26 protein-coding genes are annotated in these 25,665 nt (G+C 62.8%); 11 read left to right on the forward strand and 15 right to left on the reverse strand.

What is annotated here, in order from left to right; genetic code table 11:
- Positions 1-176 precede the first annotated feature (176 nt).
- Positions 177-737 carry a TetR/AcrR family transcriptional regulator gene (locus AC4D2W_RS05085; RefSeq protein ID WP_490926028.1) on the reverse strand — a complete coding sequence of 187 codons (561 nt, stop codon included), beginning with the start codon at positions 735-737 and terminating at the stop codon, positions 177-179.
- A gap of 112 nt (positions 738-849) precedes the next feature.
- Between AC4D2W_RS05085 and AC4D2W_RS05090 the strand changes: the two genes are divergently transcribed.
- Complete coding sequence (locus AC4D2W_RS05090; RefSeq protein WP_490925802.1) at positions 850-1,743, forward strand: NmrA family NAD(P)-binding protein; 894 nt, start codon at positions 850-852, stop codon at positions 1,741-1,743.
- Between the two features lie 232 nt (positions 1,744-1,975).
- On the forward strand, positions 1,976-2,608 hold the full coding sequence (locus AC4D2W_RS05095) for a Type 1 glutamine amidotransferase-like domain-containing protein (protein WP_490925803.1): 633 nt from the start codon (positions 1,976-1,978) through the stop codon (positions 2,606-2,608).
- A 53-nt stretch (positions 2,609-2,661) separates the two neighbouring features.
- On the opposite strand, the gene AC4D2W_RS05100 is transcribed toward AC4D2W_RS05095, so the two are convergent.
- The 3 genes from AC4D2W_RS05100 to AC4D2W_RS05110 form a co-directional block, all read right to left on the reverse strand.
- Entirely contained in the window at positions 2,662-3,369 is a 708-nt protein-coding gene (locus AC4D2W_RS05100; protein ID WP_490925804.1) for a GNAT family N-acetyltransferase, read from the reverse strand.
- 241 nt (positions 3,370-3,610) lie between these two features.
- On the reverse strand, positions 3,611-4,027 hold the full coding sequence (locus AC4D2W_RS05105; RefSeq protein ID WP_490925805.1) for a hypothetical protein: 417 nt from the start codon (positions 4,025-4,027) through the stop codon (positions 3,611-3,613).
- A 290-nt stretch (positions 4,028-4,317) separates the two neighbouring features.
- Entirely contained in the window at positions 4,318-5,154 is an 837-nt protein-coding gene (locus AC4D2W_RS05110; protein WP_490925806.1) for an aldo/keto reductase, read from the reverse strand.
- A gap of 152 nt (positions 5,155-5,306) precedes the next feature.
- Between AC4D2W_RS05110 and AC4D2W_RS05115 the strand changes: the two genes are divergently transcribed.
- Positions 5,307-6,275 (forward strand): aldo/keto reductase, encoded by a 969-nt coding sequence (locus AC4D2W_RS05115; protein WP_400929506.1) that lies wholly within the window; start codon positions 5,307-5,309, stop codon positions 6,273-6,275.
- Positions 6,276-6,285: 10 nt separating this feature from the next.
- Here AC4D2W_RS05115 and AC4D2W_RS05120 read toward each other — a convergent pair whose 3' ends face one another.
- Positions 6,286-7,053 (reverse strand): SOS response-associated peptidase, encoded by a 768-nt coding sequence (locus AC4D2W_RS05120; protein WP_490925807.1) that lies wholly within the window; start codon positions 7,051-7,053, stop codon positions 6,286-6,288.
- 73 nt (positions 7,054-7,126) lie between these two features.
- Between AC4D2W_RS05120 and AC4D2W_RS05125 the strand changes: the two genes are divergently transcribed.
- Complete coding sequence (locus tag AC4D2W_RS05125; RefSeq protein WP_490925808.1) at positions 7,127-7,465, forward strand: hypothetical protein; 339 nt, start codon at positions 7,127-7,129, stop codon at positions 7,463-7,465.
- 114 nt (positions 7,466-7,579) lie between these two features.
- Positions 7,580-8,560 (forward strand): NAD-dependent epimerase/dehydratase family protein, encoded by a 981-nt coding sequence (locus tag AC4D2W_RS05130; RefSeq protein WP_490925809.1) that lies wholly within the window; start codon positions 7,580-7,582, stop codon positions 8,558-8,560.
- 68 nt (positions 8,561-8,628) lie between these two features.
- On the opposite strand, the gene AC4D2W_RS05135 is transcribed toward AC4D2W_RS05130, so the two are convergent.
- A complete protein-coding gene (locus AC4D2W_RS05135; RefSeq protein WP_490925810.1) occupies positions 8,629-9,978 on the reverse strand; it encodes a CAP and S-layer homology domain-containing protein in 1,350 nt (449 codons plus the stop codon).
- A 164-nt stretch (positions 9,979-10,142) separates the two neighbouring features.
- Positions 10,143-11,711, reverse strand: coding sequence for a GH25 family lysozyme (locus AC4D2W_RS05140; RefSeq protein ID WP_490925811.1), 1,569 nt, complete (start codon positions 11,709-11,711; stop codon positions 10,143-10,145).
- Between the two features lie 625 nt (positions 11,712-12,336).
- Between AC4D2W_RS05140 and AC4D2W_RS05145 the strand changes: the two genes are divergently transcribed.
- A complete protein-coding gene (locus AC4D2W_RS05145; protein ID WP_490925812.1) occupies positions 12,337-13,170 on the forward strand; it encodes an SDR family oxidoreductase in 834 nt (277 codons plus the stop codon).
- A 32-nt stretch (positions 13,171-13,202) separates the two neighbouring features.
- Here AC4D2W_RS05145 and AC4D2W_RS05150 read toward each other — a convergent pair whose 3' ends face one another.
- Together AC4D2W_RS05150 and AC4D2W_RS05155 are read right to left on the reverse strand one after the other, a co-directional pair.
- A complete protein-coding gene (locus tag AC4D2W_RS05150) occupies positions 13,203-14,573 on the reverse strand; it encodes a CoA transferase (RefSeq protein WP_490925813.1) in 1,371 nt (456 codons plus the stop codon).
- Between the two features lie 69 nt (positions 14,574-14,642).
- Positions 14,643-15,626, reverse strand: a complete 984-nt coding sequence (locus AC4D2W_RS05155; protein WP_490925814.1) for a hypothetical protein — start codon at positions 15,624-15,626, stop codon at positions 14,643-14,645.
- Positions 15,627-15,877: 251 nt separating this feature from the next.
- Between AC4D2W_RS05155 and AC4D2W_RS05160 the strand changes: the two genes are divergently transcribed.
- Complete coding sequence (locus AC4D2W_RS05160) at positions 15,878-16,324, forward strand: MarR family winged helix-turn-helix transcriptional regulator (RefSeq protein ID WP_490925815.1); 447 nt, start codon at positions 15,878-15,880, stop codon at positions 16,322-16,324.
- Positions 16,325-16,384: 60 nt separating this feature from the next.
- Here the strand turns inward: AC4D2W_RS05160 and AC4D2W_RS05165 are convergent, their stop codons facing one another.
- On the reverse strand, positions 16,385-17,131 hold the full coding sequence (locus AC4D2W_RS05165) for a M15 family metallopeptidase (protein ID WP_490925816.1): 747 nt from the start codon (positions 17,129-17,131) through the stop codon (positions 16,385-16,387).
- 63 nt (positions 17,132-17,194) lie between these two features.
- On the opposite strand from AC4D2W_RS05165, the gene AC4D2W_RS05170 reads away from it, so the two are divergent.
- The 3 genes from AC4D2W_RS05170 to AC4D2W_RS05180 all read left to right on the forward strand — a co-directional run bounded on the left by AC4D2W_RS05170 (position 17,195) and on the right by AC4D2W_RS05180 (position 18,616).
- Complete coding sequence (locus AC4D2W_RS05170) at positions 17,195-17,440, forward strand: hypothetical protein (RefSeq protein ID WP_490925817.1); 246 nt, start codon at positions 17,195-17,197, stop codon at positions 17,438-17,440.
- A 1-nt stretch (position 17,441) separates the two neighbouring features.
- Entirely contained in the window at positions 17,442-17,987 is a 546-nt protein-coding gene (locus AC4D2W_RS05175) for a DUF1697 domain-containing protein (protein WP_490925818.1), read from the forward strand.
- 62 nt (positions 17,988-18,049) lie between these two features.
- Entirely contained in the window at positions 18,050-18,616 is a 567-nt protein-coding gene (locus AC4D2W_RS05180) for an MOSC domain-containing protein (RefSeq protein WP_490926029.1), read from the forward strand.
- Positions 18,617-19,493: 877 nt separating this feature from the next.
- On the opposite strand, the gene nrdF is transcribed toward AC4D2W_RS05180, so the two are convergent.
- The 5 genes from nrdF to nrdH form a co-directional block, all read right to left on the reverse strand.
- Positions 19,494-20,468, reverse strand: coding sequence for a class 1b ribonucleoside-diphosphate reductase subunit beta (gene nrdF, locus AC4D2W_RS05185; RefSeq protein WP_490925819.1), 975 nt, complete (start codon positions 20,466-20,468; stop codon positions 19,494-19,496).
- Positions 20,465-21,256 carry an NUMOD3 domain-containing DNA-binding protein gene (locus AC4D2W_RS05190; RefSeq protein ID WP_490925820.1) on the reverse strand — a complete coding sequence of 264 codons (792 nt, stop codon included), beginning with the start codon at positions 21,254-21,256 and terminating at the stop codon, positions 20,465-20,467. Before AC4D2W_RS05190 ends, nrdF begins: the two co-directional genes overlap by 4 nt.
- 16 nt (positions 21,257-21,272) lie before the next feature.
- Entirely contained in the window at positions 21,273-23,411 is a 2,139-nt protein-coding gene (gene nrdE / locus AC4D2W_RS05195; protein WP_490925821.1) for a class 1b ribonucleoside-diphosphate reductase subunit alpha, read from the reverse strand.
- Complete coding sequence (gene nrdI, locus AC4D2W_RS05200; RefSeq protein ID WP_490925822.1) at positions 23,408-23,917, reverse strand: class Ib ribonucleoside-diphosphate reductase assembly flavoprotein NrdI; 510 nt, start codon at positions 23,915-23,917, stop codon at positions 23,408-23,410. The genes nrdE and nrdI overlap by 4 nt, the downstream gene beginning before the upstream one ends.
- A gap of 61 nt (positions 23,918-23,978) precedes the next feature.
- Positions 23,979-24,224, reverse strand: a complete 246-nt coding sequence (gene nrdH, locus AC4D2W_RS05205; RefSeq protein WP_490925823.1) for a glutaredoxin-like protein NrdH — start codon at positions 24,222-24,224, stop codon at positions 23,979-23,981.
- A gap of 393 nt (positions 24,225-24,617) precedes the next feature.
- On the opposite strand from nrdH, the gene AC4D2W_RS05210 reads away from it, so the two are divergent.
- Complete coding sequence (locus tag AC4D2W_RS05210; protein ID WP_400928209.1) at positions 24,618-25,550, forward strand: LysR family transcriptional regulator; 933 nt, start codon at positions 24,618-24,620, stop codon at positions 25,548-25,550.
- Positions 25,551-25,665 lie beyond the last annotated feature (115 nt).

Below are 25,665 nucleotides of genomic sequence, written 5' to 3' on the forward strand. Positions count from 1 at the left end.
CGAGCGTAATGCTACGGACCGCACGCCCGTGTGAAGCCGCAGACAACGACCGGATCCTCGGGGTCTCGTTCAGCACAACGATGATCCGAAGGCGCCTGACGCATGAGGCGATCCTCCAGCGCAACATCTTCGAGTGCGGTCCAGGCAAGAAACCTCAGGCGTACGAGGGGGCGGTCTCACCGCAACTGTAGCCCTTCTAGAAGTAAGGCGAGGTGGCGGCGCCAGTTGGCGTTATGACCTGGCCGGAAGTACATGGTGGACATGATTCCGCAGGTCATCATGGGGAAGTCGGCGTAGGTGAGGTCAGATCGCACAGCGCCAGCATCCACGGCGCGGGCGATGATGCGGGTGACTACTGCAGCGAATTCGTCTTTCTCGGTCTTGATGCCGTCCCAATCAACAGCATCGGAGCCGAGCAACACCCACTGGAATGCCTTGTCCGCCTCGGCAGCTTCGAGATATTGGACGAGAACCGATTCGAAAGCATCCCCGGGGTCGCTGAGCTTCTCGGCGGAAAGGGCCAACTTCACCATGTCTTGAAATCGGTGCTGAACGATCGAGGTCAGGAGCGCCCGCTTATTGGGAAAATGGCGGTAGAGGGAGCCGATGCCGAGCTCCGCATGCGCGGCAATCTCGCCCATCTGAACGTCATGACCGCGTTCGGCAAAAAGATGACTGGCCGAGCCCAGAATGGCGGCCCGATTGCGTCGAGCATCAGCTCGCAGTTGATCGTCGATGGTTCCTCCTTGACAAACGGAATCCTACTTCCGTATGTTGGCCCTCGCAAGCGGAAGCGCGATTCCTATTCACGCTGACCCAGTCCGCGTCGCGCTTCCCACTGGAGGATTCATGATTGTCGTTACCACCCCAACCGGCCAGATAGGCCACCACGTTGTCCGGGATCTGCTGGCGGCAGGTGAGTCGGTCCGCGTCATCGTTAGAGACCCCAGCCGCCTGCCGCACGAGGTTCGCACTCGGGTGGAAGTGATGCAGGGCAACCACAATGACCTGGGTATCACCATGACGGCATTCGATGGGGCCGACGCGGTGTTTTATGTGGTTCCGCCGGATGCCGCGACGGACGATGTGAGCGCCCACTATCGGGCCTTCGCTGAGGCTGCGGCTCCAGCAATCAGCTCACACGGCGTTCGACGGGTGGTCGCCGTGTCTACGCTCGGCCGCGGCTACACCAAGGAAGCCGGCCACCTGTCCGCAGCACTCGAAGCGGAGTCGGTCCTCGAGGGCACGGGCGTGGACTACAGGTCGCTCGGTATGCCGTTCTTCATGGACAACCTCTTGAATCAGATGACCTCGTTGAAGGAGCACGGCATGATCTTTATGCCGAACTCAGCCGACCAGGAACTGCTGACCGTCGCCACGCAGGACATTGCCGGCGTCGCGGTCCGTCTGCTGACGGACAGGACATGGACCGGTCAGGAAGTCGTCCCAGTGGTGAGCCCGGACCACCTCACTCCGACGCAGATGGCCCAGGTACTTTCCGAGGTGCTTGGCACGTCGATCCGTTACCAGCAGATCTCGACCGAGGACTACGCCGCTACTTTGTTGCAGTACGGGATGAGCCGCGCTTGGGTGCAGGGCCTTGCAGACATGGCCACGGCGCAAAACGACGGCATCTACAGCTATCAGCACCGAGAGCCAAAGTCGGTCACGCCGACCACCTTCCGTGCCTGGTGCGAAAGTGTGCTTAAGCCTGCGTTTGAAAACCCGACACCACAGTGGTGATCATCGGCTTGCTGGCTGCGTGGCCACAGTGAGCAGCAACGGACGCGAGATAGGGGCTCGATACTCTCTCAAGGCCAGAGTTCGCGCACAACCAGGTTTCAACGCAGAAAGCCTGAGCTTGTAGCAGCGGTGGTTGCCTAGCCGCTGACCCTTAGGTGCAGCAGTCAGGGGATCCCGTACCGAAGGAACGAGTCCGGCCGACCTCCGCGCCCGAAAGCCGGGATAATGCCTCATGCGTCTTTATCTGTCGTCGTATCAGCTTGGCGACCACCCTGAAGTGTTCACCAGAATGGTCGGCGGGAGCAAATGTGGGTGGGTCATCATGAATGCCTTTGATGGGGCTGGTCCTGAGATACGGCGGCTAGAGACTGAACGTCAGGTTAAGAATCTCGCGGGCGTTGGGCTGGCAGCGCGTGAGCTTGACCTTCGGGGGCACGACCCAGAGAGTCTGGCTGCCAAGATTGGCCAACCGGACTTCCTTTGGGTCCGGGGCGGCAATGTCTTCACGCTCCGGGCGGCTCTGGCGCAATCGGGGGCCGACGCTCTCATTACGGATCGCCTCGAGGCAGACGCCCTGGTCTATGCCGGCTTCAGTGCCGGGGGCTGCGTCCTCGCCCCAACCCTGTTGGGCCTCGAAGAGTGCGACTCGACAGAGGATGCCTTATCCATGTACGGAGCCATCCAATTTGAAGGACTCGACATCCTGGATCGGCCCTTCGTGCCTCACCTCGGTTCTCCGGAACATCCCGAGAGTGAAGTCCTAACCCGGGTGGCTGCTGCTTACGCCCGGGAGGGCAAGCCCTACTGGGGTCTACGCGACGGTCAGGCGTTAGTGGTCGACGGCAGCAGTGTTGCTTTTCGGTAAGAGGGATAGGGAACGACATCCTATAAGCCGATCCATAAGCGGTCATCCGGAGTCTAGGCGTTTAGGAGCACAGTCGTCTGGGTTCCAGCATGAATGAAACCCGCACGGAGGGCCGTGTGGACGGAAGCGGTATTGTCCGTCCTAGCACGCCACTGCGGGACGAGTCCCGACTTCATGGCCTGAACCATGGCAACCGAAACGGCCCTGGCAGCATATCCCTGCTGCCGTTGACTAGATGCGGTGAGGACACCCATATGCGCCAGGCTGGACCCCCAGGTGTCGTATCCACATCCTGCCAACGGAAGCAGCGCAGGGCCGTCGTTGTCCAACAGAACGAACGTATTCTTCATCTCGCTCAGGCCGACTTCTGCCACGTCGTCCTGAGAGCAGGCACGCTCTAACGCGAAAGCATGTTCCGGATTGCTGCTCACGGTCGGAACGGGGTTTGGGACGGAAGGCACGGTGTCACAAAAATAGAGTCCTGCCTCGCCCAATGGCCGTCCACCATAAGGAGCGCTGATTTCCAGAAGTTTTGTATGACTTGCGAGTTCTTGGTCGGGAAGGTCGCGAGCTATTTCAGCGGCCCACTTTGGTCCCGTTACAACGCCTATCCCAAACAACGAAACAAACATGAGCACGGAACTATCGCTTGTCTCGCGGTAAATCCTCGTGTCGTTGCCTGCCAAGGATTCTTGGGGTAGTCCGAGGATCTGCGCCCAAGTCGCTTGAACTCTCAGGACGGTGGTGGAACTCAGCTGCATGCGGCCAATCTATCGGAGCCAACTGCCGTCGCATGTTAGTTTCCTGCGACGATTGGACGAAAGATCGTAATCGGCTGGGATCTGACCACTCGCTCCGTAAGCCGTGCCCCCCGCCGCGACACCCCGGCACTACTCTCTTGGCAAGCAATATGAGTCACACCGGCAAAATGGTTTCGACTGCGAGTCTCAGCAGGAAATGACTTCTTTTTTGCGGCACTTTGTGTCCCTCTCTCGCCGCCGATCAGACCATCCGGGTTTCATGAAATCTCCGGTAACGCCATACGAAGTAGCCGGCTGAAAGCGCCAAGGCAACCAGGGCTCCGCCAACGACCACCATGGCAATCGTTCCAGCAGGCAACCCCCTGAAGGCTAGCGATGAGCAAAGGATAGTGAACGCCGCGATCAGCACGCACTCTATAATCGAACGCCAGAAGAACGAGGAGCTGCGCAAGAGGAGATAATCCAGCTTCCAAATACCCAAACCCACAAGGAGACCGGCAAGCACTCCCGGACCTGCCCCGATCATCGCTGCGATAGCCGCCAACCCAGCGGAGCGTGTATCCGGACCGGAATAGGACGCATCCCCGACATCAAATGCAATGGCTAGCGCTCCGATGACAGCACCGACAACAGCACCTGCGATGACGGCAGCGAACACGGCAGTTCCTGGCAATGACCTGTCTCCGGACCTGACAGCCATGGGAGCCTCTCGATAGCGTGCTCAAAGAACCATAAGCACAGGTGTTAGAAAACCTGCTTGCTGCTCTACCGCCCGAGATATCAGCAGTTGGATTGACACCTCCTGGTGGGGGCCCACGTTTACGGTCCAGTGCTTATGCCATAGCTAATTGGTCTTCTTGTGACCATGTTTCCCAGTACCGCTTCGGCGTCATGCCTTTCAGGGACACTCCGCGCCGGAACCGTTTCGGACAGGGATCCTTCGGCGGATCAGTACTGGCTGAAGGACGCCGTGGCGGGGTCCGCTCCCAGTCTCCTGCCGGCGTCGAGCTCATTGATCTGTTCCATGTCCCGGGGCGAGAGTTCCACGCTCAGTGCACCCAGGTTCTCCCGCATCCGCTCCGGGGTTGCCGTCTTGGGGATGACAATGTTGCCCGAAGCCAAATGCCAGGCCAGCACCACCTGAGCCGGGGTTGCCCCGTGCCGCTGGGAGATCTGCGCAACAGCAGCGTTTTCCAGGTCCTCGCCCTGACCCAGCGGGCTGTAGGCCTCAACGGCCATGCCGTGGCGGCGGGACGTATCCGCGAGCGCCTGCTGCTGGAAGGTGGGATGCAATTCAATCTGGTTCACGGCGGGAGGGACGGTGGCTTCCCCCATGAGCGCTTCCAGATGATCCGGCAGGAAGTTGGAGACTCCGATGGCCCGGACCAGCCCGTCGGAGTAGATCTGTTCCATTTCCCGCCATGCCTGCAGGTACAGACCCTGCGACGGCACCGGCCAGTGGATCAGGTACAGGTCAATCTGTTCCAGGCCCAGGGCCGAGCGGCTGTCCTCGAAGGCTTCACGGGCCCGCCCCTGGTCGCCGTTGCGCAGCTTGGTGGTGATGAACAGGTCTTCCCGGGCCAGGCCGGACGCGGCGACGGCGGCGCCCACGGCTGCTTCATTGCGGTAGGCCGCGGCAGTATCGATGTGGCGGTAACCGGCTTCCAGGGCGCTTTCCACTGCCTGCTGGGTGTGCTCCGCCGGAATCTGGAAAACCCCGTACCCCAGTTGGGGGATGCGGACCCCGTTGTTCAGGTCAAGTCCGGGAATGTGTTCGTACGTCATTGGCTGCCTTTCGTCGCGTTGCCTCCACCCTATTTCCCGCAGGAAGTGTCCGGTACCCCTAGGCGGGGGCTGCCTGGACGCGCAGAATGGGTCCTGCCGCCGAACCCGGCCGCGTACCACCGTTGCCTATCCGCAAATGAGGAATGACTTTCATGCAGTACACCCATCTGGGCCGTTCCGGCCTGAGCGTTTCCCGCCTGTGCCTGGGCACCATGAACTTTGGACCGAAGACCGAGGAGGCGGATGCCCACGCGATCATGGACTCCGCCCGGGAGGCAGGCATCAATTTCTTTGATACCGCCAACGTCTACGGCTGGGACAAAAAGGGCTGGACCGAGGAAATCGTGGGCCGCTGGTTCGCCAAGGGCGGCGGACGGCGCGAGGACACGGTGATCGCCACCAAGCTGTACGGCTCCATGAGCGAGCGCCCCAATGACACGTTCCTGTCCGCGCTGAACATCCGCCAGGCACTGGATGCCAGCCTGACCCGGCTGCAGACCGACCACATCGATCTGTACCAGTTCCACCACATCGACCGGAACACGCCGTGGGAAGAGATCTGGCAGGCCATGGAGGTGGCGGTGCAGCAGGGCAAGATCATCTACAACGGCAGCTCCAACTTTGCCGGCTGGCACATTGCCCGTGCCCAGGAAGCTGCGCAGCGGCGGAACTTCAACGGGCTGGTCAGCGAACAGTCCATTTACAACCTCATCAACCGCGCCGTTGAGCTGGAAGTCATTCCGGCAGCACAGCAGTACGGGCTGGGTTTGCTGCCGTGGTCGCCGCTTCAGGGCGGGCTGTTGGGCGGGGTCCTCAAGAAGACCGAACAGGGCGGCCGCAGCACGGAGGGCCGGGCCAAGGAGGAGCTGGAAACCCACCGCGACGCACTGGTGCAGTATGAGGACTATGCGGACGAAATCGGTATCGCTCCGGGCATCCTGGGCCTGGCCTGGCTGCTGCACCAGCCGGCCGTCACCGCGCCGATTGTGGGCCCCCGGATCCAGGCTCAGCTCGACGACGCGCTGAAGGCCCTGGATACGGAGCTGGACGCGGAGATGCTGGCCAAGCTCGACACCATTTTCCCCGGCCACCGCACGGCTCCGGAAGATTACGCCTGGTAAAGGGCGGCTTTCACCCGTCCGAGGGGCCCTGCGCAGTGCTGCCGGCCGCCTCGTCCGCCGGACGGATCAGCTGCGGCCCGTTGTTGCGCACCGAGTTGACCTCGCTGGAAACCACCCGCGGGGTCAGCACCGGTTCGGGGATGGCATCCAGCAGCTGCTGGACGCCATGTGCTTCGGTCAGCTGCGGGTCCAGCCAGTCCGCATACAAGTCCGGCGGAACAATCAGCGGCGTGCGGTCATGAATATGACCCAGGGCATCGCTGGCCTCGGTGGTGATAATCGTGAAGCTCAGCAGCCACTTGTGTTCATGGTCTTCGGGAAGGGACGGATCAGGCCAGAATTCATACAGCCCGGCAAAGGCCAGCGGATCCTCCGTAGGTGAATACAGGTAGGTGGGGATCTTGGTGCCGCCGGACTTTTCCCACTCGTAGTAACCGTCCGCAGGGACCAGCGCCCGGCGCTTGACGGCAGCCTTGCGGAACGCCGGTTTCTCCAGGACCGTTTCCCGGCGGGCATTGATCATGCGCGATCCGATTTTGGGGTCCTTGGCCCACACCGGCACCAGCCCCCATTTGGCCGTGCTCACGCGCCGCACCGCCGCCGCCCGGCCGCCGCCGTCGTCGTTCTCCGCGCGGCGGGCGCGCTCGGTGACAATAGGCACATCGTCAGTGGGAGCCACGTTCCATGAGGGAGCGGTTTCCTCCCCCACCGCCTGGTCCGCGGCGAACGCCGCCACCAGGTCAGACGTTGCCTTGGCCATCACGTATCGTCCGCACATAGTCCCATTGTGCCTGCCGCAGCGGAGAACTCCAGAGGTCCCCGCTATTCGAATATGTGTTCTACTTTTAAGCATGGACCAGGACGCGGCAGCACGGATCGCCGCCCGCTATGCCCGGCGGGCGGAGCCCCTTGAGCTCACTCCCGAGGAGCTGGACTTTGAGCATCACCCGGCCACCACCTCGCTGCCGGGCATCCCGGTGTGGGCCTGGATCCGGTTTCCCAGCTCGGCTGAACGGGTCAGGGGCGAGGCCTGCACCTGGAACGCCATGGCGGTGCAGGTGCTGTGGACTGACGCGGGCGTTAGGCGGGCCACCTGGGTATGGGCTTCGGCCGTCACCCGGCGCACCAGCGGGGGCCGGAAAAGCGGCCTCGGCGAGCGCACCGCGGGCGGAACCCAGGAAACTCCATAACCCGCGGGAGCAGTGCGGGACAGAACCCCGCGCGTCCTGCAGAATAGGCCCGGCGGAACAAACTCCGTGCGGCCGGCACCATCTGCAGCCGTTTCATCCACTCAGGGAGCGCACATGGACATTCTTCTCATCGGGGGAACCGGAGTCATCAGTTCCGCCGTCGCCGAGCACGCAGCGGGGCTGGGCCACCGGGTCACCCTGCTGAACCGGGGCGCCTCTGCCACGCGGCCGGCGCCCGCCGGGACCGAGGTCCTGCACGCGGACATCCGCGATGCCGCCGCCGCGTCGGAGGTCCTGAAGGGCCGCGAGTTCGCCGCCGTTGCGGACTTCATTTCCTTTGTCCCGGATCAGCTCAGGGCGAGCATGGACCTGTTCCGCGGCCGGACCGGTCAGTACGTGTTCATCAGCTCGGCCTCCGCCTACCAAAAGCCTCCGGCCAGGCTCCCCATCCTGGAATCCACTCCCCTGCGCAATCCGTACTGGCAGTACTCCCGGGACAAGATTGCCTGCGAAGAACTGCTCACCGCCGCGTACCGGGACGAGGGGTTTCCCGGAACCGTGGTCCGCCCGTCCCACACCTACGACCAGACGATGATCCCGCTCACCGGCGGATGGACGGACCTGCACCGGATGCGGGAGGGGCTGCCGGTGCTGGTGCACGGGGACGGAACCTCCCTGTGGACGCTGACGCACAGCCGGGACTTTGCTCAGGCCTTCACCGGTCTGCTGGGCCGGCCCGCTGCGGTGGGCGATGCCTACACCATCACCTCGGACGAGTTTCTGCCCTGGAACGAGATTTACCGGATCATGGCCGCCGCTGCCGGGGTCCCGGAACCGGAGCTGGTGCATGTCTCCTCGGAGACCATCGCCGTCCATGATCCCGACCGCGGGCCCGGCCTGCTGGGAGACAAGTCCCATTCGGTCATTTTCGACAACACAAAGATCAAGTCCCTGGTGCCGGATTATCAGGCCCGGATTCCCTTTGCGGACGGTGCCGCTGAAATTCTCCGGTGGTACGACGCCCATCCGGCGGAGCAGAAAGTGGACCAGGGCTTCATGGCCCTTTCCGACAAACTGACGGCTGCCGCCGGTTAGAAGCGGTTAAACAGCACCGGGCGCCGCGGCCACAGCAGGCCGCGACGCCCGGAACACATCGGCTGGGCCTAGGAAGCCCACCGCTTCATGAACGCCGCCATGGCATCACGGGCGATTGTGGAGCCCGGCCGGTAGTCGGACGCTCCGGCGCTGGCCGGCCAGCCGCCGGCCACACCGCGGTCCTCAAGCCAGGAGATCTCCTTGTAGAACTGGTTGGACTTGGAAACGTCCCGAAAAGGGGACGTCTTCGGAGCCGTGTAGTTCGGGGAGCCCTTCAGCCGGTACAGGAAGGCTGCCATTGCGTCCCGGTTGACGTCCGCCGAGGGGCGGAACACTTTGGTTCCGTTTTTCTGGACCCAGCCCGTGGAAATGCCCTTGGCCGCAAGCCAGGATATTTCCTTGTAATACGCGTGGGAGGTCGGGACGTCGGCGAACGGGGACTTCTTCGGCGGGGTGAATTGGGGCGAACCGGAAAGCCGGTACATGAATGCCGCCATGGCCTCGCGGGAGACCGACTGCAAAGGCCGGTACGTCTTGGTCCCGTTGCGCTCTGTCCAACCTGTGGAAATGCCCTTGGCATGCATCCAGTTCATCTCCGCCAGGAACTGCTGCCCGCTCACCAGGTCAGCAAAGGGTGACGCGGGGGCGAGGGGTGCGGCCTTGGGATAGCCGGCCAGGTTGGATACCACCAGGTGCCAGCCCCGGTAGGGTCCGCTGGTGGGCACCACATAGCCGACGCCGGTGTGCGTCTCCCGCGGATCCAGCATTGCTGCCCGGTGCGCCGGGGAATTCATCCACCAGTTCACTATCGACTCGGGGGTGAAGTTGAAGGCAATGATCTCCCCGTACCAATTGGCGCCGGCCGGAATAATCGACAGGCCGGCGTCGGCCCGGTGGATGCCGGCCCAATCAAAGTTCGGATCAGCGGTGGCCGTTAACAGATGGTTTGCCCAGCCCTGGGAGCCATTGGCAATCTGCTGGTTCCAGATGAGGGGGGCTACCCCGACCTTCCGGCGCTCGGCATTCATCAGGTCGAACACCCGTCCGGCGTAGGCATCGCTGCGGACCGACTGCACGGATCCGTCGGGTATGGCGGCACTGGAACCGGGCAGCTGGGTGCCGGCCTCTGCATCGACGGCGGCCTGGGCCTGCTCCGGTGACAGGAGGGCGGGATCCGGCCTGGGTGTATCGGGCATCACCGGTGCCACATCGGAAACTTCCGTTTCAGCGGGGAGAGCCGCCCCGTCAACAACTTCCGGCTCAGCGGGGAGTGGCGCCCCGTCAACGGCCGGCACCGCCACTGCCGGCACGGTGTGGACCGTTGCGGCGGCAGCGCTGCCCGGAATGGCAACAGAGGCGAGGATCAGGGCACAGGAGACACGGACGCCAAAGGTCCGGAATGCGGGCTTCATTTTCATGATTGTCATTTTCTTAACTGCACTTCCGTTACATCCGTTCATCAAGCCACACTGCAGAAATGATGTACCGGTAATAAGGGGCGGTGCTTCAGTGAATTCGGACAGGAAACTGCAGCACCCGGCGGAACGGCAAGCCGTCCACGCCAGGGTGCTGCGGGCAGGGACTAGAACTTCGCGTCGTAGCGGTAAAGGAAAGCCGCCATGGCGTCGCGCTTAATCGGCTCGTACGGACGGAATGTTCCATCGGTCCAGCCGGTGGAAATCCCGGTGGAATTCAACCAGCTGATCTCCTTGTAATACTGGTTGGTCACTGCAACGTCCCTAAAGGGTGAGACCTTCGGTGCGCTGTAGGCGGGCTTTCCGGCCAAGCGGTAGAGGAAAGCGGCCATAGCGTCACGGTTGATGTCCAGTTTGGGGCCGAAAGTGTTTCCGTTCCAGCCGGTAGCCACTCCCTTGGCGGCGAGCCAGTTGATTTCCTTGTAGAACTCGCTTCCGCCAATATCCCTAAACTTGGAGGCGGCCGGCGGCGCATAGGAGGGGCTGCCCTTAATCCGGTAGAGGAAAGCGGCCATAGCCTCACGGCTGACAGAATCCAGGGGCCGGAAGGTCCCGTCCGCATACCCGGTGGTGATCTTTGCATTCTTGAGCCAGGTGATTTCCTTGGCAAAGGCCCTGCCCGCGGGAACATCCCGGAACGGACCCTGAGGTACGGCCGGTGCGGCTGCGGGTGTGTCCCGGGCAAAAGCGGTCAGTCCTGCTGCGTTACCGTTCCAGACGTTCGAGTCGCCCACAAACGGTCCGGTGCTGCTGTACTGCCAGAGGCTGTAGAAACTCCAGCTGGCCGGGAGGGGGCCTGCGCCAACTTCGTTGTAGCTGGCAATGTGCAGCGGGTTTTCGCTGAATGCGGCACTGTTGCCGGTGCAGTAGGACCACCAGTCCGTGGTGGTGTAAATCATCGGTGCCCGGCCCGTCCGGGCCTTGACCTGGTTGGAGAATGCCTTGATCCAGTTGACCATCTGGGTCTGGCTCATGTCGTAGCAGGTGTTGCCCAGGGAAGCGTAGGGGTTGTATTCAATATCCAGGAGCGGGGGAAGTGTTTTGCCGTCCGCTGACCAGCCCCCTCCGTTGTTGACAAAGTAATTTGCCTGCTCAACGGCCGAGGAAACGTTCGGGAGCGCGAAGTGGTAGGCACCGCGAACCATGCCCACGTTATAAGAACCGGCGTACTGCTGGCCGAAGTTCGGGTTCTTGTATCCGGTGCCCTCGGTGGCCTTCGCATAGGCAAACCTGGATCCCTGTGACCAGGCACGGTTCCAATCGACATTGCCCTGGTGGCTGGAGACATCCATGCCCTGGATGCCGGCGGGCCGCCAGTTTCCCCCCAGTTCTTCGGCTGCCTCAGGATCAACGGCCTCAGGATCAACCGCCTGCGCCTTTGCCGCACTGGAATCGAGGCCCTGCTGCGGAGCTTCGGCGGCGGGGGCAGAGCCAGCCTCGTTCGGAGCCGGCACCTGCGCGTCTCCGGAGATGTTGAGCCGCTGCATGCCCTGGCCCATGCTCGCGCCGTTCTCTCCGATGATCCGGGCCTGCTCGGCCTCGCTGAGTCCGCTACTCGGCGTATCAGCGGTGACGGCGGGCACTGCAGCGCCGGCCGGGCCGGCCAGGGCTGAAACCGCCAAGATGGCAGCGAGGGCTACTGATGTCAGTCCCGTTGAAAGAGTTGTTTTTTTCATTATGTCCTGGATGAGAAGTGGATGAATTTCCCGCGTTGTCCGCAGATGTGAAAAACCCCCCACGGTTCTTCTTTAACGCTCTGCAATGCTGCGAAGTTGTACCTAAGCCCGCGACGAAGCCCCGGCACTAATGGAGGCACCGGACCGCTTGAACCGCTTTCAGTACCGTGGCAATAGATGCCGCGGGCTACTTATACCGTAGGGCACGATATTTCTGTGCATCAGACCGGCATAGGCGAAATGAGTATTTTGCAGGTAAATCGTTACATACCCGCATTTTGTTCGTCTAGAGCCGCAGGACGAAAATCCCGCTGAACTCCCGAGAAAGACAAGCCCGATACCGGGAATCGTGAATTCCCTTCTCTTCAGACGGTCCCGCGGATGCCTTTAGGGCGGTTCCTGCATTTCGGAGGGCATCCGGATTGTTACGGAGCGGGGCGGACCCGTTCGCCGGACGGGACATTGACCCTAAATGCGCTGCAGCTGGCTCCGCTAATACATCAGAGCCGGTGCCTCTTTCCGGGAAACCGGGTCAAAGAAATGCCTGCCCGGCCGGCTCCGCCAAGCGGTAGGCTCAGAACCGCGGACAGGTACCCCTGACCGGACCTGTGAGGATTGGAGCATCATGGCAGCCGAAGTACTGGTAATTGTTGGAATGGGCGGCATGGGGCAGGCCGTTCTGCGCCGCTCGGGCGCCGGACGCAAAGTGCTGCTGGCCGATTTCGACGAATCACTCCTGGAGGCTGCCGTAGCCACCGCGCTCGGGGACGGATACGACGTCGTTTCCCAGCGTGTGGACGTGTCCTCCCGCACTTCCGTGGCTGCGCTGGCGGCAACTGCTGCGGAGCTCGGGACTGTCACCGGCGTCGTGCATACCGCGGGGCTCTCCCCCGTCCAGGCACCCGTGGATGCCATTTGGAAGGTGGATCTGTTCGGTACTGCCGTGGTCCTGGATGAGTTCCAGAAGGTTATTGCTCCGGGAGGGTCCGGGGTCTTCATCTCCAGCATGTCCGCCTACATGGTGGGCAGCCGGATTCCCGACGACGCACTGGCCAGCCTTGCCGCAGTACCGACAGACGACCTGCTCCTCGTCCCGTTCCTCGCCGGCATTGACAACCCCGGATATGCCTACGGCATCGCCAAGCGCGCCAATCAGGTACGGGTTCAGGCCGCGAGCCTTGCCTGGGGTGCCCGCGGGGCGCGCGTCAACAGCATCAGCCCCGGCGTTATTTCCACGCCCATGGGCCAGCAGGAACTGGCCGGCGAATCGGGCGCGCAGATGCGGGCCATGATTGAGGGCTCCGGCACCAAGCGCGTGGGCACACCGGGCGACATTGCCAACGCCGCAGCCTTCCTCCTGGGCCCGGACGCCAGTTTCATCACCGGAATGGACATGCTGGTGGACGGCGGCGTGGTGGCCGCCGTCGACACCTCGCAGCGCGCCCGCGTGGCCGGCTAAACGAACCCGCCACGGACGGCGCAGTCCACCTGCTATGCCGTCCGCCAGGTTAGTTCGGAGCTGCCGTAGCGCGGCGGAGGCCAGCTGTACTCCAGCTGTGTTCCGTTGGTCAGCAGCGGCGGCGGCGCATAGACCAGATCGCCGTAGCTGCTTCGGCAGCTGCGCAGCGCCGGCTCGAACACCACCGCCTCGGTGCCGGGCGGCGGGACAGGCAGGCTCATCAGTTCCAGAGCCGTCCGGGCCAAGGACAAATGAGCGGATCCGGTCACTCCGCTGAAAGGTGCTGCCGCCAGGGCGACGGCGGCAGCTGCCATGCCCAGCCCGGTGGCGTAGTCCAGGATCTGCACCGGAAGGGCGCCCGGCCGCCACTGGCCGTCCTCCCCCGTGCTCCCGTAGAGGTGGGAGATACCCACCGCGGCCTGCACGATGCTGTCAAAACCCCGCCGCCCGCTCCACCCGCCCTGATCTCCCCAGGCATCGAGGGAGACCACGGCCAGCCCGGGATGGTCAGCACGCAGCGACGCCGCATCCAGCCCGAAGCGGGACATCGACCCGCCGCGGTAGGCGGTCAGGACGACGTCGGCCCCCTCCAGCAGCAGGTGCAGCTTCCGGAAGGCTTCCGGGTCATTGAAGTCCGCCACCGCACTGCGTTTGGAGAACCCGGTATCCACGTACTGGTCTTCCAATTCCGGAACGGCCGGCGGGTCCACGCGGAGCACGTCGGCCCCCAGGGCGCCGAGGATCCGGCTGCCTGAGGGACCGGCGATGACCCGGGTCAGGTCCAGGACGCGCAGGCCGGCCAAAATACCGCGGCCGCCCTTTGGCAGGGGCGGAGGCCCGGCAGCTTCTTCGATATCCAGCCGCAGCCACGGTTCCTGACGCACAGCGCGTCCGGGCTCGGAAGCCGCCCATTCTTCAGGGCTTCGCACCGTGGAGGCCAGACCGCCGTGGTCCGTGACTGCGTTTTCGACTTCTGCCGAAGTGAGCCGGCGCACGGCACGGTCCACTTCCTCGGGCCCGCGGATTTCCAGGGCTTCCAGCAGGGCCCGTTCATGATGCGGATAATTGGCATGCAGCCGCACCCAGCCGTCGGCGCTGCGCCGAAAACCGGACAGCGGGGCAAATCCCACCACCGGCTTTCCCTTGATGCGCAGGTGGGTGAACGAGGCAAAGGACGCCGCCGCGCCGTCGAAGGCAAAGCTGACCTGGTCCCGGCGCCCGCCCGGACCATAGGCAGCGACGGCGGTTGCCAGCGTCTGCAGGGCTCCCAGCCCGAGGCCTTCGATGTCGAGCGGGCCCGCCCACCACCACCGCGGTCCCAAGCAGCCAGCCGCTTCAACGCCTTCGGGCAACAGCGGTTCCAGGCTGCGCCAGAGCTCCGGCAGAGGTGTCTGATCCGTCATAGACGAAGTATGCATGGGAAAAGCACCGGTTTGCACCGGTGCTTTTCACGGGTCCTGCCTGTGGAAACCCTAGGCAGCCACGATTGTTTCCTCTTCCCTGACCCGGGCGAGCTCGTCGGACAGCCGGGTCCGGCGGACGCTCCACAGGTGGGTCAGGACCAGCAGTGCTGCCGCCACAACCAGCCACAGCGCCAGCTTGAGTCCGTCAGTGCCGAAGGACTGCCCCGGGAAGTACACCATGCTCTGTGCTGCGTGCAGCCAGGCTGCGCCGTTCCAGAACGTTCCCAGCGCCGCAAAGAACGGCGGCAGGGTTTCGGACGTGAAGATGCCGCCGGAGCTGGTGAAGTTCAGCATGACAAACAGCATGGTGAGGGTGGGAGTGGTCCACTTCCGCAGCAACGGATGCAGGGCGACGCCCAGCAGGGCAATGGTGGTGACGTAGAGCCAGGACAACAGCCACAGGCCCCAGAGTCCGTGTTCCAGGATGCCGTAGATGGGTCCGGCGATGATCACGCCGATCGCCGCAACCACTGCGGAACTGCCGACGACGACGGCGGCCCGCCACGGAACGGAGACCCGTCCGGCCACCGCCGAGATCGCCACCGCGCTGGAGTAGGCGCCCACGCTCAGTCCCACGAGCAGGAAAAAGAGCCCCTGCGAGGTGGGGTCATGCTCGTTCGTGGGAACCACGTCCACAACGTCCAGCGGCAGGTGCTGGTCAAAGGCCAGGGGCTGGAAGATTTTCTTCGCCACCTCCGCTGTTGTCGCGGATGCCGCCGAGGCAACATACAGCGTGGCCTGATCCGCGCCGGGTTCATAGGCGGCGGAAATTTCGCGGTCCTCCATAAGCTGGCGGGCCGTGCCGGCGTCGGCGACCACACGGGCCTGCAGGCGTCCGGGCTCGGCGTCGTTGAGCTGCTGGGCGAAGACAGCGGCGGGGGCGCCGGAGCCGACAACAGCCAGGGACAGATGGTTGGGCTCGGGTTCGTGGAAGGCACCCAGGTAGGCCAGCCCCATTCCCGCGGCCAGGAAGAACGGAATCAGAAGATGCATTCCCAGCGACTTCCAGAAAGAAGCTGCTGGGATGGAAGCCGCACGTCCCGGCCGGGTTGGCCGGTTTGTCCGCGCCGGGCGGAGGGGCTCAGGTGACAGTACGGAAGTGGACGGGTCAGGCATGGGACCTCTCTGGATACGGCGCGGAAAACTCCGACGTAAGTTGCACTATGCAACACTCTATTGTTGCATAGTGCAACATCACCTTCTTACCGCGGCCCCGTTTCCTCTGAAGAAGGTAAGTTGGAGGGGTGGCACAACAGGACAGGTCCAGGGACACAGCAGTGGGAAGCGTCTACGATCAGATTGACGCGATCTACCGGCGGGCCGTTGCCCGCTCGCGGCGGATCAATGCTCCTCTCACGCAGGTCGAGCAGTCTCTCCTGGCCTTCATCGGCAGCAACCCCGGGTGCCGTGCCACGGACATTGCTTCCGCCTTCTCACTGAACCGCTCCACGGTTTCCCGCCAGGTCCACGCCTTGGCGGAGCTTGGCCTGGTGGTGGAGGACGACGACGGCGACAACCAGCCGCGCCGCGGCCGCGCCCTGTCAGTGACTGATGAGGGGGCAGACCGCCTCCGGCGCTCCCTGGCCATTCACCGCGAAGCTGTCCGCCACCGCCTGGACGGCTGGAGCGAATCCGAGCTGACGGAGTTCGCCGCCGCTTTGGAGCGTTTCAACGCTGCCAAGGACGCCTAGGGGTTCAGCAGGCCCACATCCCGCCCCGCCAAAGCGTCTCACTGTTTTCACGGCCCAGCCTCACTGTCCGTAATCCGGCGCGGCAGGGAGGCCCGCAAACTCTTCCAAGGTGGTTCCGGCGTCGTGGATGGAAAGGGACTGCTCCGCCCCGACATACCGAAGGTGCCACGGTTCGTGGGCGTACCCGGTGATGTGTTCGGCGCCTGCCGGATAACGGACGATGAAACCATAGTAATGGGCGTTGGCTGCAGCCCAGGACCCCGCCAGACTTTCAACAAAACAGGCTTCCAGGGCGCAGCTTCCGTCCGGGTTGGCAATGTCGATGGCCAGCCCGGTCTGGTGTTCGCTGTAACCGGGGCGGGCGGAAATGGAGTCCGCCGTTTCCGGACCGAAGTTCTCCGTGTAGGAAACGTACAGCTGGTCCTGCTCGGCTCCGGTCCGGAAACCGCTCACGGCAGAAATGGGCACTCCGGCGGCGGCCGCTTCCGCAGCCATCTGCAGGTAGGCCTCCGCCGCCTCGACCCGCAGGGGAACGCCGTCGGCGTCAGCAAGATCCTGCGGAACGTAATCCAACGGCAGCGGACGCTGCTTGTTGACCACCACCAAAGTGCTGTCCGGGGAATCGGAATCCACCGCATCGGGCTGCGCCGGCAGTTCCGGGAGTTCTGCGGCCTGGGCTTCGACCGGGAGTTGCGCCGACTGAGCCGGAACCTCTTTGGAACCGGGCCCGGAAAAGTACACCAGCAGCAGGCACAGACAGACACCGGCAAGGACAGCGATGGAATTCCGAACGAACTGACGCGGCATATTTACCTCCTCCCCCAGACTGTTCCATACCGGTTCTGCGGTGCACAGGAGCGACGCGAAACCATGTTCTCCACGTGGCTGCCGGTGTTAGGGTCCTCCCATGCCCCAGCAGCTCCCGCCGGACAACACTTTCGATCACCGCGTTCCCTGGACGGCGAACACGTGGGCTACATCCACATGACCAACGCCGGCACCAACATTCCGTTTGATCTGCTGTACCGCCGGCGGGCGAAGCCTCTGGAACGGGAGGAGGCGGAGAGGATCCTGGACGACCTCGGGCTGGCGATGTTCACGGCGAAGGAGCACTGACATGAATCCGTATCTGATCCTCCTACGCGGCATCAACGTGGGCGGCAGGAACAAGATCCTTATGAAGGCGCTGCGGGAACATCTGGAAGAGCTGGGGTACCGGCAGGTGTCCACGTACATAGCCAGCGGCAACGTCCTCCTCACCGCGTCCGCTTCGCCCGAAGAGGTGGGCGAGGAGATCGAAGCGGCACTGGTGGAGAAATTCGACCTCGACGACGAACTCATCAAGGTGCTGGTGCTCACTCCCGAACAGCTGCACAGCGTGATCGGCCACAAGCCGGAGGGGTTCGGGGAGCAGCCGGAGAAGTACCACTCCGATGCGATCTTCCTGATGGACATCGACGCCGAAACGGCCATGACGGCGTTCCGGCCGCGGGAAGGTGTGGATGAGGTCTGGGCCGGGGACGGCGTCGTTTATTCACAGCGGCTCAGCTCGGAACTCACGCGAAGCCGGTTGAGTGCGATTGTGGCCTCACCGCTGTACAAGTCCATGACCATCCGCAGCTGGAACACCACCATGAAGCTGTCGGAGCGCTTTCAGCTGTAGCGGAGATTTCCGGCTTTCCCCGGCGGGGAGTTGCCGCCGCGGGAAGCGCTAGCGTGGAAGGCATGGACTACAAGTACGACGTCGAGATCCTCCACCTGCTCGTCTCAGGCAGCCACGCCTATTTCGGACGTGCCCGGGACGGTGCAGCCGACGTCCCCACCACCGATGCCGAGCGGGTGGAGGTGGTGGCCGGGAAGGGGATCGTCGGGGACCGGTTCTTCGGCAAGGCGGCCCACATGGACGCTGCCGTCACCCTCTTCGCCGTCGAGTCCCTGGAGGCAATCGCTGCGGAACTTGAGGCGGAGCCCTTCGATCCGCTGCTGCCCCGGCGCAATGTGGTGCTCCGCGGTGCGGAACTTGTGCCGCTCATCGGGCAGGACTTCACCCTTGAAACAGCTGCAGGCAGCGTAATCTTCCACGGCGGCCGGCACGCGCATCCGTGTGCCTGGATGGATACTGTCCTGGCTCCCGGGGCGCATAAGGCGATGCGGGGCCGGGGCGGGCTGCGCTGCAGGCCGCTGACCAGCGGCATCCTCCAGCGCGGTCCGGCGGTGCTCATCAGTCCGGTGCCGCTGGATCCTGCCGGGGCCGGCAGGGCCTCCCTGCCTCGTCCCGGGCGGTTGCCCTAACGCCGCACCCTACGATCTCGGGTCAGGACATTAAGAGGGGCGCTGGACAGCACTAGGCGGCATGGCAATACCAACACCAGTTTCGCCTTCGGGGAGTCTGTGCAACATCTTTCCATTGCCCCCCGCATGGTGGCGACGCTCAAGCCAGAGTGCCCCAGCTCGGAAGACCAGAGCGGGGGCGAAAAACAGGATGAACATGACGAATCCGGATGCGACCACCGATAAGGGGCTTGGCACTGTGCCATCAGCGGTTTCGTAGCCCGAAGTCATAAAGGCCAGGGTGAGTAGGACGCTTAGCACTAGAAAGAACCAGTATCCCCAACGCAATGCTCGAGCGCCAGGCCTGGCCAGCGGAACAAGGATAGCCCGTTTCAAGACCCTGGTCCCAGGTGAGCGGGCTACCTCCCCGGAACGACGCTGGAGGGAGTGCGAGAGGCGACTGTGTGAACTGACAAGGTCCCGGCACACGCCCTCTCGAGCGTTGGTTACGTCGTCAGATATCGTACCGGGGATCATGTCGTAGGTCTTCAACCACGAACGAAGGTAACGGACACGAGTCAATTCCTCCGTCAGTGACTTGCGGCGTTGTTGAACCTCATCCCTGTCCTTATGGCGTTCGGAAAACCATAGCCCGAGAGTCGTGATTCCCGCCGCGACCAAAGGCGGCAGGAACGCTATAGCCATTTCCCAGAGAGCGTTGTCCACGGTTTTGCTCCTTCCCACGAGGGGCTGGACACACAATCAGAATGAGCTGCTGATGTGTATGGGTCAACACCGTAGCGAGAACAGTTTTTGCTCTTTTGTAGCGACACAGAAAGCCGTCCCGCCGGGACCAATGGGTCCAGCGGGACGGCAGAAAATCTGTGTTGCTGCGGAACTAGAAGTCCCAGTCGTCGTCTTCCGTGTTCACGGCCTTGCCGATCACGTAGGAGGAACCGGACCCGGAGAAGAAGTCGTGGTTCTCGTCGGCGTTCGGGGACAGAGCCGACAGGATCGCCGGGTTCACGTCCGTCACGGAGGACGGGAACATGGCTTCGTAGCCCAGGTTCATCAGCGCCTTGTTGGCGTTGTAGTGCAGGAACTTCTTCACGTCTTCGGCTAGGCCGACGCCGTCATACAGGTCGTGCGTGTACTGGACTTCGTTTTCGTACAGCTCAAAGAGCAGCTCGAACGTGTAGTCCTTGATCTCAGCCTTGCGCTCTTCCGAGGCGCCTTCCAGGCCCTTCTGGAACTTGTAGCCGATGTAGTAGCCGTGCACGGCCTCATCACGGATGATCAGGCGGATCAGGTCAGCCGTGTTTGTCAGCTTGGCCCGCGAGGACCAGTACATCGGCAGGTAGAACCCGGAGTAGAAGAGGAAGGACTCCAGCAGGGTGGAGGCGACCTTGCGCTTCAGGGGGTCATCGCCGCGGTAGTAATCCGTGACGATGTGGGCTTTCTTCTGCAGGTTCTCGTTCTCGGTGGACCAGCGGAACGCCTCGTCGATCTCCTTCGTGGAGGCCAGCGTGGAGAAAATCGAAGAGTAGCTCTTGGCGTGCACGGACTCCATGAACGCAATGTTCGTGTAGACCGCTTCCTCGTGCGGGGTGATCGCATCGGGGATCAGCGAGACGGCGCCGACGGTGGCCTGCATGGTGTCCAGCAGGGTCAGGCCGGTGAACACGCGCATGGTCAGCTGCTGCTCTTCCGGAGTGAGCGTGTTCCACGACTGGACGTCGTTGGACAGCGGCACCTTCTCCGGCAGCCAGAAGTTGTTGACCAGACGGTTCCAGACTTCCACGTCCTTATCGTCCTGGATGCGGTTCCAGTTGATCGCCTGGACGCTGTCGATCAGCTTGATTTTCTCTGTCATGACTCCGATTCGCTTTCTGAAGAGAGACCTTGTGTGGCTGAGTTCTCGACGCAATACCTGCAGTCGGCCGTCTCAATACCTTTATTGGTGTGATGTCTGGTGTGGGCGCTACGGCGACTTGAGGGCATGGGACGGCCCAATCGAGCCGCAGACATTTTTGCCCTGGTTTCCGTGCTGGCCTGCTTACCAAAGTTCGGGTTGCCTGCACCTGTTCTAGATTCCGACAGTTCCTGCCGGGCTGCCGCCGTCATGGAATGTCCGAATCCGGGATGCTCGGCGCCGAACTTGCCGAAGTTTGGATTCTCCTGACCAGCGTACTGGCCCTTCCGCTCCTCCGCCCATTTAAGGCGTTGCTCCGGAGTGTGCGACCGCCCGTAGAACGGGTTTGCTTCGCCGAAGCGGCTGAGCCCTTTTCGTCCTGTGGACCTAAGCCGAGCAGCTTCACGCTGCTCGGCCGTCCATAGGACTCCTGCGGGGCCAAGACCACCCGCTGAAAGATTCAGAAGGCGGTGCCCATCCCTTTTCAAGTAGGCAATCCAATCGATCTCTGACTGGCCAAGGTCGGTCAGGTCCCATACTTCCTGCAGTTCATCCGCCAGTACGTTATTCCGCGCCTGTTTACGAAGCCAATCGTAAAACGGGGTCTTGCGGCCGTCCCTGGCAGCTTTGAGGTGCTGTGAAAAACGACGAGCGACGGTTTTCGTGGTCAAACCTACGTACCGGTATTCCCGCTCACCCCGGAGGCGGACCCCATAGACGTAGCCCGCCTCCGTCGTCGTCGTTTCCACAGCTCTCAGCCTGCCGCTACAGCATGCAGGAAACGCAATTTTCCACCTCAGTGCCCTCAAGCGCGAGCTGGCGCAGGCGGATGTAGTAGATGGTCTTGATGCCCTTGCGCCATGCGTAGATCTGGGCCTTGTTGATGTCACGCGTGGTGGCGGTGTCCTTGAAGAACAGCGTCAGGGACAGGCCCTGGTCCACGTGCTGCGTGGCAGCAGCGTAGGTGTCGATGATCTTCTCGTAGCCAATTTCGTACGCATCCTGGTAGTACTCCAGGTTGTCGTTCGTCAGGTACGGAGCCGGGTAGTAAACGCGGCCCAGCTTGCCTTCCTTGCGGATCTCGATCTTCGCAGCCACCGGGTGGATGGAGGAGGTCGAGTTGTTGATGTAGGAGATGGAGCCGGTCGGCGGCACCGCCTGCAGGTTCTGGTTGTAGATACCGTGCTCCATGACGGAGGCCTTCAGCGCGGCCCAGTCAGCCTGCGTGGGGATGTGGATGCCCTCGAAGAGTTCACGCACGCGCTGTGTCTTCGGGACCCATTCCTGGTTGACGTACTTGTCGAAGAACTCGCCCGTGGCGTACTTGGAGCGGTCGAAGCCGGCGAACTTGCGGCCGGTCTCGATCGAGAGCAGGTTCGAGGCGCGCACAGCGTGGTAAACCACGGAGTAGAAGTAGATGTTCGTGAAGTCGATGCCTTCTTCGGAGCCGTAGTACACCCGTTCCCGTGCCAGGTAGCCGTGCAGGTTCATCTGGCCCAGGCCGATGGCGTGCGAGGCGTCGTTACCCTTGGCGATGGACGGCACGGAACCGATGTGGCTCATGTCCGACACAGCAGTCAGCGCGCGGATGGACGTCTCGATGGTCTGGCCGAAGTCCGGGGAGTCCATCGTCTTGGCGATGTTCAGCGAACCAAGGTTGCAGGAGATGTCCTTGCCGGTCTCGGCGTAGGAGAGGTCATCGTTGTACGTGGTGGGCTCGGAGACCTGGAGGATCTCGGAGCACAGGTTGGACATGATGATCTTGCCCTCGATCGGGTTTTCCCGGTTCACCGTGTCCTCGAACATGATGTACGGGTAACCGGACTCGAACTGGATCTCGGCGAGGGTCTGGAAGAAGTCGCGGGCCCGGATCTTGGTCTTCTTGATCCGCGCGTCGTCCACCATCTCGTAGTATTTCTCGGTGACCGAGATGTCGGAGAACGGGACGCCGTAGACCTTTTCGACGTCGTACGGGGAGAACAGGTACATGTCCTCGTCGCGCTTGGCCAGTTCAAAGGTGATGTCGGGAACGACGACGCCGAGGGAGAGGGTCTTGATACGGATCTTCTCGTCGGCGTTTTCGCGCTTGGTGTCCAGGAACCGGTTGATGTCCGGGTGGTGGGCGTGCAGGTACACGGCACCGGCACCCTGGCGGGCACCGAGCTGGTTGGCGTAGGAGAAGCTGTCCTCGAGGAGCTTCATCACGGGGATGACGCCGGAGGACTGGTTCTCGATCTGCTTGATCGGCGCGCCGACCTCGCGGATGTTGGTCAGGGCGAAGGCCACGCCGCCGCCGCGCTTGGACAGCTGCAGGGCGGAGTTGATGGAACGGCCGATCGACTCCATGTTGTCTTCGATGCGCAGCAGGAAGCAGGAGACGAGCTCGCCGCGCTGGGCCTTGCCGGCGTTCAGGAACGTGGGAGTGGCGGGCTGGAAGCGGCCGCCGATGATTTCATCCACCATCTGCGTGGCAAGCTTCTCGTCGCCGCGGGCCAGGTGCAGGGCAACCATGCACACACGGTCTTCGTAGCGCTCCAGGTAACGCTTGCCGTCAAAGGTCTTCAGCGTGTACGAGGTGTAGAACTTGAACGCACCAAGGAAGGTTTCGAAGCGGAACTTCTTCTTGTAGGCGCGCTGGTACAGGTCCTTGATGAAGTCCATGGAGTACTGCTCGAGAGTTTCCTTCTCGTAGTACTCGTTCTTGACCAGGTATTCGAGCTTCTCCTCCAGGTCGTGGAAGAACACGGTGTTGTTGTTCACATGCTCAAGGAAGTACTGACGCGCAGCGGCGCGGTCGGCGTCGAACTGGATCTCGCCGTTCTTGCCGTACAGGTTCAGCATCGCGTTGAGCTCGTGATAGCCCAGATCCTTATAGGCCGCGGGGAGCTCCTTCGAGTCCGTCATGCCGGCTTCTGCGACTGATGCGTCCAAAACTCTTCCAATCCTTCGTTAACTTTGGCGACGTCGTCGGACGTGCCCATGAGTTCAAATCTATAGAGAACAGGGACCTTGCACTTTGCGGAGACGATGTCCGCCGCAAGGCAATAGGATTCCCCGAAGTTTGTGTTGCCGGCGCCGATGACTCCCCGGATCAGGGAGCGGTTGTGCTCATTGTTCAGGAATTTGATGACCTGTTTGGGAACGGCGCCGCGTGCTGCTGCCCCCGGCTGCGCAGCGGTGCCGCCGTAGGTGGGCAGCAGCAGGACATACGGCCGCTGGGCCAACAACGTGGGTTCTGAGGTGTGCAGCGGGATCTTTCCCGCCTGCGTATCCAGCTTGGCAACGAAGCGGCCGGTGTATCCGGACGCCGATGAAAAGAAAATCAGGGGCGCATCGGTGACTGGATGCTCATGTGCTGCGGATCCCGCTTCCGGGGAAATCCCGGTGCGGTCTGCTATCCGCAGTGTCATGGTCCTGCGCTCCTGACGGTGCGGGTGTTGCGGGTGTGGTGCGGGTGTTGCTGAAGCCGTCTTAGGCTACCGAGGAGACCGATGACTGGGTCAGTTCGGCAATCTTGTCCGGCCGGAAGCCGGACCAGGAATCCTGCTCGGTGACAACGACGGGAGCCTGCATGTAACCCAGTGCGCGGACCCGTTCCAGGGCCTCGGCATCCTGGGACATATCCACGATCTGGTACGTGATGCCCTTCTTGTCCAGCGCCCGGTAAGTAGCGTTGCACTGAACGCAGGAGGGCTTGGTGTAAACCGTAACGGTCATGGTTGGTCTCCCCTTGTGAAGCCTTGAAGTCTGTCCATTGATACTACATCCAGACACTACATCTAGTGCGCAGCCCCCGGGGTAACCCCAAGATGATGTATTACAAGTATGTCATTCCCCTGAGCCGTCGTCCACAGTTAATGCACAGGGCAGGCAGGAAAATTCCGTGGATTTCCGCAGGCCGGCCGCAGGTTCTCCACAGGCTGTGCAGACTGAGTGCACAGCCCGGGCTGCGTAGTGAAGACCACAAATTGAGCGCGTGTCGCGCTTCCGACGGCGTGTCGCCCCGCCACCCGCACGCGGGTGCCCGGCCGCCGGTGCCAACCGGCTAAAGTGGGCGACTGCGGTTCCAGCAGCAGGCCGGCCGCATCATGGCTCCGGAAGGCGGCAGCAGTGGTAAATCCGATTCACCTCAAGACGCTCCTTGAAGTCATCCGGGTAGGGTCCTTTGCCGCAGCCGCCCTCCGGCTTGGCTACACTGCTTCTGCCGTCTCCCAGCAGATGTCTGCCCTGGAACGCGCCACGGGCACCCACCTCTTTGTCCGTTCCGCCCGCACGGCGGCCCCCACGGAGGCAGCCCTTGTCATGGCCCGGCACGCAGCCAAGGTCCTCACGGACATGGATGCGCTCATGGCGGCTTCCGCCCGAGTGGAGGCCGGAACCACCCATGAGCTGCGGCTGGGGATCTTCCCGAGCCTGGCCACCTTCGCCCTGCCGAGGCTGGTGGGCTCCCCCGGCTGGCAGGATCTGGGCATCAACCTGAAGATCCACGTCGCCGAGCCCGGCCAAACCATCCAGGGCCTGCGCACGGGCGGGGAGCTCGACGTCGCACTCATCTACCAGGTGGGCCAGGGCGGGCTGGCCTGGCCCTCCACCATCAGCCGCCAGTGGCTCGGCGACGACGACTTCCGGGTGGTCCTCCCCCGGGCCTGGGGCATCCGTGAAGGATCACAGATCTCCGCCGAGCAGCTTTCGGACATGCCCTGGATCATGCATCACCCGGGAACCCCGGATGCCCTGGTCATTGAACGGCTCTTTGCCGGCTGCAACCTGCACCCCCGCGTGGCGGCCTACTGCGATGACTTCAACGCCAGCCTGGAGATGGCCGCGGCAGGGCTCGGCGCCGCTTTGGTTCCGGAGCTGGCCATGCTCAACCGGCACGACGGCGTCGTCGTCTTGGACGTACCGGAAATCCGACTCGCCCGCAGCATCTTCGCGCTGATTATCAACGAACGCGAAAATCCGCAGGTCCGGCTCTTCCTCGACCAGCTCGCCGAAGTCCTGCGGACCCACAGCATTGCACCCCGCGCCGCCGCCGGCGCCTGAAATGCACGGGGTCTAGATCCCTCCCGTCCACCGGGCCTGTGACCGTGGCTACAGAATGCCTCTCCCACCCGGGACCGTGACCATAATGTAACAATGCCTTCTACCGGAACTCTCT

It is taken from the genome of Arthrobacter sp. TJ-58 (assembly GCF_058269295.1).